This is a genomic window from Rothia sp. L_38, from assembly GCF_050689125.1.
Taxonomy (GTDB): Bacteria; Actinomycetota; Actinomycetes; order Actinomycetales; family Micrococcaceae; genus Rothia.
The window spans coordinates 205,530-218,911 of sequence record NZ_JBOEQD010000004.1 but is presented as its reverse complement, the minus strand read 5'-3'; the positions used below and the strand labels follow the sequence as shown (position 1 = coordinate 218,911).

Below are 13,382 nucleotides of genomic sequence, written 5' to 3'. Positions count from 1 at the left end.
AACTCCTAAGAAATTAATAACCAACTAGATTTTCTACTCTCAACATTTGTGCAAACAGGAAGATTTCCATTCGGATATAATGAGGCTTATTCATAAGGGGTGCCGCAGGCTCACGCTCGCTACCGCTCCTCTCACCCAGTTCGCTTCGACCACAAGGGCGGTTCACGCCAGCAGCCGAGCCAGCAGCTTCACTGTAAGCCTGCTCCACCTACCCTATTGAATAAACTTCAATGATATCCAACCGAAATTTTATTTTATTGAAATTTAAACGAGGTCATCAAAACTTATTCCACATCCCGAAATAAAATCGTCCAAGTCACTCTGAAATCGATCTTCCTCGGGACCTTCTCCAAAATCTGAAAAATTTACACCATAATCCTGCCAAAATGTGGAAACACGATAACCTCGTTGCTCGCTATCCCACTCAATATCTGCAGACCAAGCCACCTCCCCTTCCAAAATTTTAGCGCCATCTACACCTTCTGCAGTCGCACCTTCAAATGGAACTTCAATACAGTATTGGTAAACCTTTGAAAATTCAAAATAATCACCTTTATAAGACACCACAAAACCTTTCACTTGAAAAATAAAATTGTAATATATTTAATTTATCTGATTGAATTTAAAGGAAATCACCACAGCTCAAACAAACTTCCTCCCCTTCCTCATAGATATTTCCGCAACAATACTTAGCAAAACCATCCACAGAACCCGCAAGCTCTTCCTCACAATCCCAACAAATCTCCCTCCCACTACCATCGCAAGCATAGACAATATCTTCTACACCCATTCCACAAATTTCACATTTTTCCATCTCCATTTTGTCCTCCAAATAAATTTATAATATATTTAATCAGTATCGATTATTAGAATAGTTAACTTACCAGCACCCAATCGCTCAGATACTGGAACATTGATCACTTTCAACGGCTGGTACAGAAAATCTCCCAGCAAGTCAAAAATACAATATATTTAAAGTAATAATAAAATTTTGCATAACCAGCAATTAGTTTACTGCCTCGGTGTATTTTTATCAAAACCTGGTCGTTCACTCAGATGAGATGTTGGTTGCAACAGCAACTAGGAATATACAAACCCAATGGTAAGCGAATGTGCATCACATTAGATTTACCAAAAATAAGTGGAGAGAATCTATAAGCAAATGCAAGTATTAGGAATCAATTTGAATAAGCAATCCCTTGTCAATCTTAAGCTGTTGATACTGATCCCATAACCTACCCGGTTGAAACAGTGAAGTCCCAGGGGTCGGTGTTGAGGGTTGAGACGTAGGTGTCGATAGCGAAGCCCTGGTCTTCAAGCTTTTCGGTAAGTAGTCGGGCTGCTCCGTCCATCCAGAGCCATTCGCTGGCATAGTGGGAGCAGTCAATCAGAGCCGGGGTGCCACCGCTGATGAGGGCCTGTTCCCTAGCTTCTGAGGCCGGGTGGTGGCGTAGGTCAGCGGTGATATAGACATCCGCACCAGATGCACGAGCTTCACCGAAGAGGGAGTCACCGGCGCCGGTGCAGAGGGCAATTTTTTGGACCTTTTGGTCAGATCGACCGGCGATGCGTAGCCCGCCGGCTGTTGCAGGTAGGAAGTCAGCAATCATTTCTGCCAGTTCCTTGAGGCTGACGGGGGCAGGTAGGCTGCCGACGCGCCCAATGCCGACGCAGGCGTCCTTACCTTCAATCTGGGTGGACTCTTCATCTGCCAGAATCTCGGTATCGGTGATACCCAGCTTGTTCATAAAGGCCTCGTTGGTGCCGTGCGGGGCTGAGTCCACGTTGGTGTGAGCCCCCAGCAAGCCGCACCTTCCCTCAATGAGGGTGTGAACAATCTCGCCCTTGTAGTCGGTGTCAGGCAGGAAAGAGGCACCGCGCATGAGCAGGGGGTGGTGGGTGATGAGTAGCCCTGCGCCTTTTTCTACAGCTTCGCGGGCAGTTGCCACGGTGGCGTCCACGGCAAACCCAAGGGTGGTCACAGGAGCGTCAGCCCGTCCAACTACCAGGCCAGCAGCATCCCATTTCTCGGCAAGATCGGGTGGGAAAATCTCGTGGAAGGCACGGGTTACGTCGCTTAGGGTGGGTGTTTTCAGTTCAGTCATGCCCTCTATTGTGTCATGCGCTCTTGCACTGGGAATAAGAGTTACCCCTGCCGGGTTACAGGAAGTATGCAAAGTTTTGTCGTTGGCGGCGGGTGCTTCTGGTGCATCGACGCCGTATACCGCCAGTTTGAAGGAATAACCGCTAGCATCTGTGGCTACACCGGTGGGCACGTCGATAACCCCACTTACCGGGAGGTCTGTTCAGGTAGCACCGGCCACGTTGAGGTGGTCAAGGTCGAGTTCGATGAGACCGTCATTCCGGCCGAAACCGTGCTCGATATCTTCTTCACTTCGCACGACCCCACCAGCTGGGATCGTCAGGGAGCGGACATCGGCCCCCAGTACCGCTCGGCCCTCTACTACGAGAACGAGGAGCAGAAGAATCTCTTTGAAGCAGCCATTGGCAGGGCACAGAAGCTGTGGGATCAGCCCATCGTCACGGTGGTAGAACCCCTGGGCACTTTCTACGAGGCTGAGGCGTACCATCAGAACTACTACGCCCTGAACCCCTACCAGGGCTACTGTATGGCCGTCATCAATCCCAAGCTGGCTAAGACAAGGCAACATTACGCCAGGTTTCTTAGAAGTTAAGCCCCTCCCCCTTTGTTACGTACACTAGAGGGCGAACCATCAAACTCCTCCACCTGAAAGGTGCACTCATGTCAAAGATGTACAACAACATCACCGAGGTTGTCGGCCGCACCCCTATCGTCCGTCTCAACCGCCTGGATGCAGACCTGCCCGGCAACGTCGCAGTCAAGCTGGAATTCTACAACCCCGCCAACTCCGTTAAGGACCGTATTGGCGTAGCCATCATCGATGCCGCTGAGAAGTCAGGTGCCCTCAAGCCCGGTGGCACCATCGTTGAGGGCACCTCTGGCAACACCGGTATTGCCCTGGCCATGGTGGGTGCAGCCCGAGGTTACAAGGTCATCCTGACCATGCCCGAAACCATGAGCAACGAGCGTCGTGTCATGCTGCGCGCCTACGGGGCAGAGATCGTGCTGACCCCCGGTTCTGAGGGTATGCGCGGCGCTGTAGAGAAGGCCAAGGAAATCGTAGCTTCTACCGAGAACGCTATTCTGGCCTCCCAGTTCTCCAACGAAGCTAACCCCGAAATTCACTACAAGACCACCGGCCCCGAGGTCTGGGAGGCAACCGAGGGCAAGGTTGATATCTTCGTAGCCGGTGTTGGCACTGGCGGCACCGTTTCCGGTGCTGGCAAGTACCTCAAGGAACAGAACTCTGACATCAAGGTCATTGCTGTTGAGCCCAAGGACTCACCCCTGCTGACCGAGGGCAAGGCTGGCCCCCACAAGATTCAGGGTCTGGGCGCTAACTTCGTTCCCGATACTCTGAACCGCGACATCTACGATGCCGTTACCGACGTCGCTATCGACGACGCCGTTGCTACTGCCCGCAAGCTGGGCGCCGAAGAGGGTATCCTGGGCGGTATCTCCTCCGGTGCAGCCGTTTGGGCAGCCCTGGAAGAGGCTAAGAAGAGCGAAAACGCAGGCAAGCTGATCGTCGCTGTTGTTCCTGACTTCGGCGAGCGCTACATCTCAACCCTGCTCTACGAAGACATCCGCGGCTAAAGATTTAGCTCCGAGATAAGATTGGGCACCCCGTTGCTTGCTAGCGGGGTGCCCACCTTTTTGTGGGGCAGGAGCCCCGGTGCGGACGTCTACCCCGGCTTTCCAGATTTTATGTGGGTGAGTTGGAATTTTGTTCTGGTGGTGACTGTTATAGAGTTCAGCAAGAGCGTTGTTAGCGCTCCCCTGCCGAGATGTTGAGGAGAAGCATGAGTTTCCGAGCGCGCCTGCGTGAAGACTTAGACACTGTCAAAGCCCACGACCCCGCAGCCCGCGGTGATCTGGAAATCATGATTAACTATTCGGGCATGCACGCTATCTGGGCGCACCGTTTGGCCCATAAGCTCTGGCAGAAGGAATCTACCCGCACCCTTGCGCGAACCCTCAGCCAGTTTGCCCGTTTTATGACGGGGGTTGAGATTCACCCGGGTGCGACCATTGGTCGCCGTTTCTTCATTGACCACGGCATGGGTGTGGTGATTGGTGAGACCGCTGACATCGGTGAGGACGTCATGCTCTACCACGGGGTTACCCTGGGTGGGCGTTCCCTTGAAAAGGGCAAGCGCCACCCCACCATTGGTGACCGGGTAACGATCGGTGCAGGTGCAAAAGTGCTGGGGCCGGTGCACATCGGCGCAGACTCAGCAATTGGTGGTAATTCAGTGGTGGTGCACGACCACCCCGAGGACTCTATCATTACCGGCATCCCTGCCCGCTCGCGTCCGCGCACCCCCGACAACAAAAAACCCTTGGTTGACGCCGTCGAGTACGTGGACCCGACCATGTGGATTTAAAAAAGCCCCAGCCTGTGTGAGAGGCTGGGACTTTTTTATTCTCCCCATTTTTTGGTAATTAATTGCCGAGAAACAGAATTATCATGGCGATACTTCTGATATTTCTTATTCCAAGGGGTACGAGCATGGAAGGCAATTATCTCAGGGTCTTGAACGAATACAAGCTTTCCACTTGCACGGGAGAAGAAATCACGGTGTTCGTTGAGTCTAAGTTCATCGTCCCAGCCACCAATAGAACGGATTGACTCAGTACGTGCTAGAAAATCATTAGACGTCATTAACCGGAAGGGAAGGCCATGAACTAGCTGCCCGGGTTCGTGTATCGGGTCAGCGGATTTAGCGTATAGGGTATCAGCCTTTGAACCATAAATATGTGTGCGGAAGGTAGGTACCTCAATCAAGGTGCAGGCGACTGCATCCACATCAGGATGAGCTTCTAAGTATTCGTAGGCCTTCTGCCAGTTGCTGGCACGAGTGTGCACAGCATCATCATCTGTAAATAGAACGTATTTAGTCTTGACGTGGTCTAGAGCCGCGTTACGCCCCCGCGAAATACCCACGTTGAAGGGCAGCTTCACGACCTGAACAGCCGGGTCTGTTGTTGACCAATGTTTTTCGGAGTCATCTGCTACCACTACACGCCCAGCAAACGTTGTTTGACGAATACCAGAAAGACAGCGATTCATAGTTTTAGGCCGCAAAAAGGTCTTTACCGCAAAGGTCACGTTCTCATTGAAATCTGCGCTGATGGGGGTTTCTTTACGGAACGCAAAACGAGCGGTTAGGCTGTAATACTTTACGATAACCCCTACGACCAGACCATAACCAAAGGTGGTGAATAGGTTCCCCTGATCGCTAATTAGCACTTTCTTAATCTTTGAACCAAACGGCATCAAGTTTCTCAATTCTCTTAGACAAAATATGCTTTGCACCCTGAACAGTGAAGTATCAGGGCACAGAGCATATCGGTTGTAGGCTCTTGTCGCCTAGTGAGTGTGGGAGTCCTCAGCGTTGATTTCGCTGCGGTCGCCGCTCCACTCGGTGTGCCACATGCCCTCGGAGTCGATTCGACCGTAGGTGTGGGCACCGAAGAAGTCACGCTGGCCCTGAATCAGGGCAGCGGGCAGGCGCTTGCGGCGCAGACCGTCGTAGTAGCTCAGGGATGAGGCGAAGACGGGGACGGGCACGCCCTCAGCGGTTGCCTTGGCAACCACACGACGCCAGGAGGGAACGAGTTCTTCCATGAGCTTCTTGAAGCCGGGAGCCAGCAGCATGTTGGCGGGGGTTTCGTTCTTGTAGGCTTCCATGATTTCACCCAGCAGTTCTGCACGGATAATGCAGCCTGCGCGCCAGAGACCTGCGATGACGTCGAGCTTGAGGTCCCAACCGTACTCGTCGCCAGCCTTAGCCAGCATGTCCAGGCCCTGGGCGTAGGAAACCAGCTTGGAGGCGAAGAGGGCCTTGCGGACGTCCTCAATGAACTCTTCATCGCCGTTAGCAACGGCGGTGGTTGCGATGAGGCCTGCGGGTAGCTCTTCCTGGGCCTGTTTGCGGGCATCAGAGTTGCTAGAAGACAGGGCACGGGCAAATACTGACTCCGCAATACCGGAGACTGGTGCCCCCAGATCCAGGGCTGCCTGGACAGTCCAGCGGCCGGTACCCTTCTGGCCGGCCTCATCGACGATCACGTCGACCAGGGGCTTGCCGGTCTTAGCATCGACCTGGGCCAGAACCTCAGCGGTGATTTCAATGAGGTAGGAGTTGAGGTCGGTGGTGTTCCACTGCTTGAAGATTTCAGCCTGGGCTGCGGGCTCAAGCCCAGCAACGGTGCGCAGCAGGTCGTAGGCCTCGCCGATGACCTGCATGTCTGCGTACTCGATACCGTTGTGGACCATCTTAACGAAGTGGCCAGCGCCGTCGGTTGAGATCCAGGCGCAGCAGGGATCGCCGTTGGGTGCTTTGGCTGAAATCTTTTCGAGCAGGGGGCCGAGGGATTCGTAGGACTTAGCAGAACCGCCGGGCATGATGGAGGGGCCGTTGAGGGCGCCCTCTTCACCGCCGGAGACGCCGATACCTACGAAGTGCAGGCCCTTTCCTGCCAGGGCACGCTCGCGGCGGATGGTATCGGGGAAGTGGGAGTTACCGCCGTCGATGATGACATCGCCTTCATCGAGCAGGGGTTCGAGCTGCTCAATGACAGCATCAACGGGGCCGCCTGCCTTAACCATGATGAGGATGCGGCGGGGAGCTTCGAGAGAGTCAACCAGTTCCTGCAGGGTCTCGGTGCGGATGAAGTCGCCTTCATCGCCGTGGGCTTCGAGCAGGGCGTCGGTTTTTTCAACGGAGCGGTTGTGCAGGGCTACGGTGTAGCCGTTACGGGCCAGGTTGCGGGCCAGGTTTGCACCCATGACGGCTAGGCCGGTTACACCAATTTGTGCCTTACGAGCAGTATTGTTTTCAGTCATGTCTTTAAGACTACGCTGGTCTGCTCTGTTTATGCTTCAGCACCGGGTGAGATGAAGCAAACTCTCATATTCTGGGAGGCTGAAAGCAGCCGGTGGTGGTCTTTGCTATGAATCGTAGGTATCGGTGAAGAGTACCCACACTGCTACAGCTCCGATGATCAGAGCTACACAGGCGAAGATTGACCAGAGCGTCACCAGGGCCCCCTGCGTGATGAAAAAGATGGATATGAGCAGCCAGGTTACCGACAGGAATACGGCGGTAAAGTTGCGAGGTTTAAAGTTACGGTTCATCAAGAGCGCTACTCCTTCTCGGTATTGACGCATCGCGACCATTAGTTCAGCTATTATCCCTCACAGACTACTTCATGGTTTGGGGTCGAACAGAAAAGGGAAGAGCCCGGCAAGGAGCTCTCCCCTCTTCAATGTAGGTCGTACAAATTGACCTTATGAAGTTTTAGTAGACGGTGCAACGGTAGACGAGGTCGTGCTGGCTACGCCGTTAACTGAATAGGTCGCGATGTAACCGGTGTAGAGGCCTGCTATCTCGCTGGGAATCATCGCGTTACCACCGTCTGTGAATTTGCCAGCGATATTGGTGGAAATATCGGTACCTGAGACTGCCTGTGAAGTGGTTTCAGGCCCTACAGTGATGGTGGTTGGCCCTGCCTTATAAGTTGCAGCGTAGATCAGGTAATCAGCTGAGGACAGCACGTTACCGTTGGATAGGGCTACTGTTGCCTGAGCTGAAAGAGCCATCGGGTCCCAGACGGTCGCAACCGGACCGTAGTTAATATTGACTGAATCGATGGTGTAGGCATCATTGCGGGGAATCAGCACATAGTAGGTCAGGGCTGTGAGGACGGCGGTGGTATCGGCACCGGTGGTCTGGTACAGGCGGAAGCCGGTAGAGCCATCTGTCATAGGTGACTGGGTGGTTTGGCCAGTGAAGTTCACCAAATCTGTTGAGTCCACGCTCTGGAAGCCAAAGGAGTCTACAGACCCTTGAGCAACCACACTGGTGATTGGTGTTGAAGCTGCATACGCAGGGATAGCTGCAGTAGCGAGGACGGCAGGTGCCGCCCAGGCAGTCCCCTCAAGTAGAGCACGGCGTGAGGTAGTCACGATAGGTTTCCCCTCTAAAGGTATGTGTGTGAGTCAAACTGAAGTTTTCAGTCTACCTATCGGCGCCTTCTGCCGGTGCGACTTTCACCCTGATAAGAAGCCCACATATAAGCCCACATTTTCTCTCGCCCCACCCGACCTACAGCTAGTCGTAGAAAAACAAAAAGCCCCACACCGAGGTGTGGGGCTTATCTGTGGGTCCTACCGGGATCGAACCGATGACATCCACGGTGTAAACGTGGCGCTCTACCAGCTGAGCTAAAGACCCTTGTTGTCCCTTCCGCGTTATCTCTCGCGGCGACATGTAATACTTTACGCAGACCCAAACGGTCTTGCAAATCGAAACCGCCCCTCAGGGTGCAAAAAGCCCGATTTTCTGACTATTTTACACAGACAAATATCAGAAAATGCCGGCTTGACAAGCACTTATATTTTTTCAAAAAATTTCTAATTTTTTTCTGAACCACCGCTCTCCATGGCTAAAACCCATGAAAAAGGGCCCCCTGTCTACCCTGACAGAAGGCCCTCACACTTATTTCCCCTGTTTCATGACCAGGCGAAAAGCAGCCCAATCCTGAGCTAGCGACTCAGATGTGGTCACATGCAGCCCCGCCAGCGGGGCAGCTTCTTGAATCTCCACCGGAGGAATATGCCCATCCCGACCAGACTTGGGGGTCAGCAGCCATACCACCCCACCCTCGTCAAGAGTAGCTAGCACATCCATCAGACCATCGACCAGGTCGCCGTCCTCAGCACGCCACCACAGCAGGATGCCATCGACAACTTCTTGGTCATCCTCATCAAGAAGCTCTGTTCCCAGAAAATCCTCCAAGGCATCGCGCAGGTCGAAGTCGACGTCCTCATCGTAGCCAAACTCCTGCATCAGGCTGCCAACAGGCAATCCTAGCTTCTGACCAACAGTCTCTTTAGCAGCACCGGTGGCGCTCACGTACATCCTCCAAGATTCAAATGACAATGGCGGGCTAGCAATTCAACAAAGCCCCGCACACCCACCTTCACCGCTTCCATTACGAAAGTAAACGAGACCGGGCATGCCTTTAGTTCCTACTGAACACGCTTCATGCCCCCAAATCAACAGAACACGACCAAAATAGGCCAGCTAATTTCACCCTCAGAAAAAGTAGGGGCAAGTGACGGCTATTTCACACCCCCAAACTCCTGAAACCACAACCTTAAAAGAAGCAATTTGTGACAACATAGAAGGGAAGTTGTCTTAGCGCCTGCCCACCGGCCGCGCAAGGCATACACCCAAGGCTCACCGGGCACATAGGCTGCCGCTGGTGAACACATACCCCTACAACAAAGAGAGGTTGACTAGTGGGACCCTCAGAAACGAACGATCACGTTTTGAGTGCACTGACCAACAGCTTCACCGACATCGACCCCGAAGAGACCAACGAGTGGATTGAGTCCTTCGACGACCTGGTAGAAGCCCACGGCACCGAACGTGCACAGTTCATCGTGCGCTCACTTATGCAGCGCGCAGGCCAGAAGTCGATCACCGTACCTATGGTGACCACCACTGACTACGTCAACACCATTCCTGTCGACCAGGAACCCGAATACCCCGGCGACGAGCAGATTGAACGCCGCTACCGCGCCATGCTCCGCTGGAACGCTGCCATGATGGTACAGCGTGCCCAGAAAGCCACCATCGGCGTAGGTGGCCACATTTCCTCCTACGCAGGTGTAGCCACCCTCTACGAAGTAGGTTTCAACCACTTCTTCCGTGGCCGCAACCACCCCGGTGGCGGCGACCAGATTTTCTTCCAGGGCCACTCCTCCCCCGGTAACTATGCACGTGCCTTCCTGGAAGGTCGCATCACCGAAGAGCAGCTCGATGGCTTCCGCCAGGAAAAGACCAAGCAGGGCACCCATCTGCCCTCCTACCCCCACCCCCGCAACCTGCCTGATTTCTGGCAGTTCCCCACGGTATCCATGGGTCTTGGTCCCCTCAACGCTATCCACCAGGCTCAGTTCAACAAATACCTGCACAACCGCGGTATCAAGGACACCTCAGACCAGCATGTCTGGGCCTTCCTGGGCGACGGCGAAATGGACGAGCCCGAGTCACGCGGTGCCCTGCAGCTAGCTGCCAACGACAAGCTCGACAACCTCACCTTCGTTGTTAACTGCAACCTGCAGCGTCTGGACGGCCCCGTCCGCGGTAACGGCAAGATTGTTCAGGAACTTGAAGCCTTCTTCCGCGGCGCAGGCTGGAACGTCATCAAGGTCCTCTGGGGCCGCGAATGGGATTCCCTGCTCGAAAAGGATAAGTCCGGCGAGCTCGTCCGCATCATGAACGAAACCCGCGACGGTGACTACCAGACCTACAAGGCTGAGTCCGGCGGCTTTATCCGTGAACACTTCTTCGGTCAGACCCCTGAAACCAAGGAACTCGTTGCGGACATGACCGACGACGAGATCTGGGCCATGAAGCGCGGCGCCCACGACTACCACAAGGTTTACTCAGCCTTCAAGGCAGCTGTTGAGCACAAGGGCCAGCCCACCGTCGTCCTTGCTCAGTCTGTTAAGGGCTACGGCCTGGGTGCTTCCTTCGAGGCTCGCAACGCCACCCACCAGATGAAGAAACTGTCGATGGAAGACCTGAAGCAGTTCCGCGACCACCTGCGCATCCCCATCTCCGACGAGGAGCTGGAGAAGGACCTCTACAACCCGCCCTACTACCACCCCGGTAAGGACTCCGAAGAGTACAAGTACCTCATGGCCCGCCGTGAGGAACTGGGCGGCTTCGTCCCCTCCCGCAAGAATGTTCAGCCCAAGATTACCCTGCCTTCAGACAAGGCCTACAAGGGTGCATTCAAGGGCACCGGTAAGCAGATGGCTGCAACCACCATGACCTTTGTGCGCCTGCTCAAGGACCTCATGCGCGAGAAGGACTTCGGCCACCGTATCGTGCCCATCATCCCCGATGAGGCTCGTACTTTCGGCATGGACTCCTACTTCCCCACCGCCAAGATTTACAACCCCAACGGCCAGAACTACCTGGCTGTTGACCGTGAACTCATGCTGGCCTACAAGGAATCACCCGAGGGCAAGATCATTCACGTAGGTATCAACGAGGCCGGTGGCACCTCAGCCTTCACCGCCGTAGGTACTTCCTACGACACCCATGGCGAGCCCATGATTCCCGTCTACATCTTCTACTCGATGTTCGGTTTCCAGCGCACCGGCGACTCCTTCTGGGCTGCTGCTGACCAGCTGACCCGTGGCTTCATCATGGGTGCAACCGCAGGTCGCACCACCCTGACCGGTGAAGGCCTGCAGCACGCAGACGGCCACTCACCGATCCTGGCCGGCACCAACCCCGCAGTGATTCACTACGACCCTGCCTACGGTTACGAAATCGGTCACATCGTCAAGCGCGGCATCGAGCACATGTACGGTGACAAGGACGAAGACCACAACGTCATGTACTACATCACCGTCTACAACGAGCCCATTCAGCACCCCGCTGAACCCGAAAACCTCGACGTTGACGGCCTGATTGGTGGTATCTACCGCCTGCACGAGGCAAAGAATGACGGCCCCCGTGCCCAGCTTCTGGCCTCAGGCGTTGCAGTTCCCTGGGCTGAAAAGGCCCAGCAGATTCTTGCCGAAGACTGGGGAGTCTCAGCAGATGTTTGGTCAGTTACCTCCTGGACCAACCTGCGCCGCGACGGCCTTGAGACCGAACGTGAGCTGCTGAACAACCCCTCAGCTAGCCCCCGCACCCCCTTCGTTGCCCAGCAGCTTGAGGGTGCCACCGGTCCCATCGTTGCCGTGTCTGACTACCAGACCGACCTGATGGACGGTATCCGCCAGTTCGTTCCCAACGAATTTGCAACCCTGGGTGCAGATGGCTTCGGTTTCTCTGACACCCGTGCCGGTGCCCGCCGCTTCTTCAAGATCGACGCCGAGTCCATCGTCGTCCGTACCCTGCAGATGCTGGCTAAGCGAGGCGAGGTCCCCGCAGACGCACCTGCTAAGGCCTTCGAGAAGTACGACCTGAACAACATCAATGCAGGCACCTCAGGTACCGCCGGTGGCGACGCCTAAGCCCCTGTGCTGATTAGTTCCTAGCTCACAGCGAGTCATAGATTCGCGCTGAGTGTAAGGGCGGCCCCCACGATCATCGTGGGGGCCGCTTTTTGTTCTGGGCAGTCTTTGGGCTAGTCAGTCTTACCCTCTAGCTTTCTTGGGCCGAAGCCCTTAGCTGTGAGTTTTCTTGGCTTTTGAGATTGAACAGCTGTGCCGTCCCAGCTGGCCTGCCAACAGGAGTAGGATAGTTATTTGAACAAAGCGCTAGAAACTTTCAAGTTCTAGGTCTCACACTCTATTTTCAAGGCGGTTACGCGTGATAGCACTGGTGTGCCCCGGCCAGGGGTCGCAGAAGCCCGGGTTCCTCTCAAGCTGGTTAGACCTCGACGGGGTACGCCCCCACCTCGAGCGGCTCTCTGAGGCTGTAGAGCTCGACTTGGTTCATTACGGCACCGAGGCCGATGAGGAAACCATCAAGGACACCGCTATTGCCCAGCCCCTGATTGTGGCAGCTGGTCTTGTCACCGGTCGCCTAGCCCAGAAGACCCTGGAGGGCCAGAAGCTTGTTTTTGCCGGTCACTCAGTGGGTGAGATTACCGCTTCAGCCCTAGCCGGTGTGCTCACCGAAGAGGACGCCATGCGGTTTATCAAGGTGCGGGCCGACGGCATGGCTCAGGCAGCTGCCGCTACCCCCACCGGCATGGCCGCTGTGCTCGGCGGAGTTGAGGACGACGTCCGCGCCGCTATCGCCGAAGCCAACCTCACCGCCGCTAACTCGAACGGCGGCGGGCAGATTGTAGCCGCGGGTTCCCTCGACGCTCTTGCAGCTTTCGCCGAGAACCCGCCCGCCAAGACCCGCGTGATTCCGCTGAAGGTAGCCGGTGCCTTCCATACCGACTACATGGCGGCAGCCCAGGGGCCCCTGGCAGACTTTGCGGCAGGCCTCTCCCCCGCAGAACCGACTGCTGAGCTGCTCTCAAACTTCGATGGCCAGCCCGTTGCCTCGGGGACAGCGGCTCTTGAATCGCTGGTTGCCCAGGTGATCCGCCCCGTCCGCTGGGACCTGTGTATGGCCACCCTCGCGGAGCGGGAAGTTACCCGCCTGGTTGAGGTTGCTCCCGCAGGCACCCTCGTAGGTCTGGCCAAGCGCGGTATGCGCGGCACACCGGCGTCCGCTATCAACACCCCCGACGACCTTGCCGCCCTAGCCCAGGCTCTTCAGGCCTAAAGTTTTCCCGAAAG

The 13,382-nt window shown here is 55.3% G+C and carries 13 protein-coding genes and 1 tRNA gene; 5 read left to right on the top strand and 9 right to left on the bottom strand.

Annotation, left to right across the window (positions count from 1 at the left end; translation table 11 throughout):
• Nucleotides 1–264 precede the first annotated feature (264 nt).
• The 3 genes from ACRCJM_RS04670 to ACRCJM_RS04660 all read right to left on the bottom strand — a co-directional run bounded on the left by ACRCJM_RS04670 (nt 265) and on the right by ACRCJM_RS04660 (nt 2,105).
• Entirely contained in the window at nt 265–564 is a 300-nt protein-coding gene (locus ACRCJM_RS04670; protein WP_431463981.1) for a hypothetical protein, read from the bottom strand.
• Nucleotides 565–622: 58 nt separating this feature from the next.
• Nucleotides 623–820 (bottom strand): hypothetical protein, encoded by a 198-nt coding sequence (locus ACRCJM_RS04665; protein ID WP_431463980.1) that lies wholly within the window; start codon nt 818–820, stop codon nt 623–625.
• 415 nt (nt 821–1,235) lie between these two features.
• On the bottom strand, nt 1,236–2,105 hold the full coding sequence (locus tag ACRCJM_RS04660; protein WP_431463979.1) for a Nif3-like dinuclear metal center hexameric protein: 870 nt from the start codon (nt 2,103–2,105) through the stop codon (nt 1,236–1,238).
• 66 nt (nt 2,106–2,171) lie between these two features.
• On the opposite strand from ACRCJM_RS04660, the gene msrA reads away from it, so the two are divergent.
• From msrA to epsC, 3 genes are all read left to right on the top strand, one after another.
• Nucleotides 2,172–2,696, top strand: coding sequence for a peptide-methionine (S)-S-oxide reductase MsrA (gene msrA, locus ACRCJM_RS04655; protein ID WP_431463978.1), 525 nt, complete (start codon nt 2,172–2,174; stop codon nt 2,694–2,696).
• A gap of 68 nt (nt 2,697–2,764) precedes the next feature.
• The gene (cysK, locus tag ACRCJM_RS04650; RefSeq protein WP_431463977.1) at nt 2,765–3,700 is read left to right on the top strand and encodes a cysteine synthase A; all 936 of its coding nucleotides are present in this window, start codon (nt 2,765–2,767) and stop codon (nt 3,698–3,700) included.
• Nucleotides 3,701–3,906: 206 nt separating this feature from the next.
• On the top strand, nt 3,907–4,491 hold the full coding sequence (gene epsC, locus ACRCJM_RS04645) for a serine O-acetyltransferase EpsC (protein ID WP_431463976.1): 585 nt from the start codon (nt 3,907–3,909) through the stop codon (nt 4,489–4,491).
• A 35-nt stretch (nt 4,492–4,526) separates the two neighbouring features.
• On the opposite strand, the gene ACRCJM_RS04640 is transcribed toward epsC, so the two are convergent.
• From ACRCJM_RS04640 to ACRCJM_RS04615, 6 genes are all read right to left on the bottom strand, one after another.
• Nucleotides 4,527–5,384 carry a glycosyltransferase family 2 protein gene (locus ACRCJM_RS04640; RefSeq protein ID WP_431463975.1) on the bottom strand — a complete coding sequence of 286 codons (858 nt, stop codon included), beginning with the start codon at nt 5,382–5,384 and terminating at the stop codon, nt 4,527–4,529.
• 93 nt (nt 5,385–5,477) lie between these two features.
• Nucleotides 5,478–6,956 (bottom strand): NADP-dependent phosphogluconate dehydrogenase, encoded by a 1,479-nt coding sequence (gene gndA / locus ACRCJM_RS04635; RefSeq protein WP_431463974.1) that lies wholly within the window; start codon nt 6,954–6,956, stop codon nt 5,478–5,480.
• 105 nt (nt 6,957–7,061) lie between these two features.
• Nucleotides 7,062–7,247 (bottom strand): hypothetical protein, encoded by a 186-nt coding sequence (locus tag ACRCJM_RS04630; RefSeq protein WP_431463973.1) that lies wholly within the window; start codon nt 7,245–7,247, stop codon nt 7,062–7,064.
• Between the two features lie 153 nt (nt 7,248–7,400).
• Nucleotides 7,401–8,078 carry a hypothetical protein gene (locus tag ACRCJM_RS04625; protein ID WP_431463972.1) on the bottom strand — a complete coding sequence of 226 codons (678 nt, stop codon included), beginning with the start codon at nt 8,076–8,078 and terminating at the stop codon, nt 7,401–7,403.
• Between the two features lie 195 nt (nt 8,079–8,273).
• A tRNA-Val gene (locus tag ACRCJM_RS04620) sits at nt 8,274–8,346 on the bottom strand.
• Between the two features lie 264 nt (nt 8,347–8,610).
• The gene (locus ACRCJM_RS04615) at nt 8,611–9,027 is read right to left on the bottom strand and encodes a DUF3052 domain-containing protein (RefSeq protein WP_237186112.1); all 417 of its coding nucleotides are present in this window, start codon (nt 9,025–9,027) and stop codon (nt 8,611–8,613) included.
• 389 nt (nt 9,028–9,416) lie between these two features.
• Here ACRCJM_RS04615 and aceE point away from each other — a divergent pair, with 389 nt between their 5' ends.
• Both aceE and ACRCJM_RS04605 read left to right on the top strand, forming a co-directional pair.
• Nucleotides 9,417–12,158, top strand: a complete 2,742-nt coding sequence (aceE, locus tag ACRCJM_RS04610) for a pyruvate dehydrogenase (acetyl-transferring), homodimeric type (protein ID WP_237186111.1) — start codon at nt 9,417–9,419, stop codon at nt 12,156–12,158.
• A gap of 298 nt (nt 12,159–12,456) precedes the next feature.
• Nucleotides 12,457–13,368: an ACP S-malonyltransferase gene (locus ACRCJM_RS04605; protein WP_431463971.1), complete on the top strand. Its 912-nt coding sequence runs from the start codon at nt 12,457–12,459 to the stop codon at nt 13,366–13,368.
• The last annotated feature ends 14 nt before the right edge of the window (nt 13,369–13,382 follow it).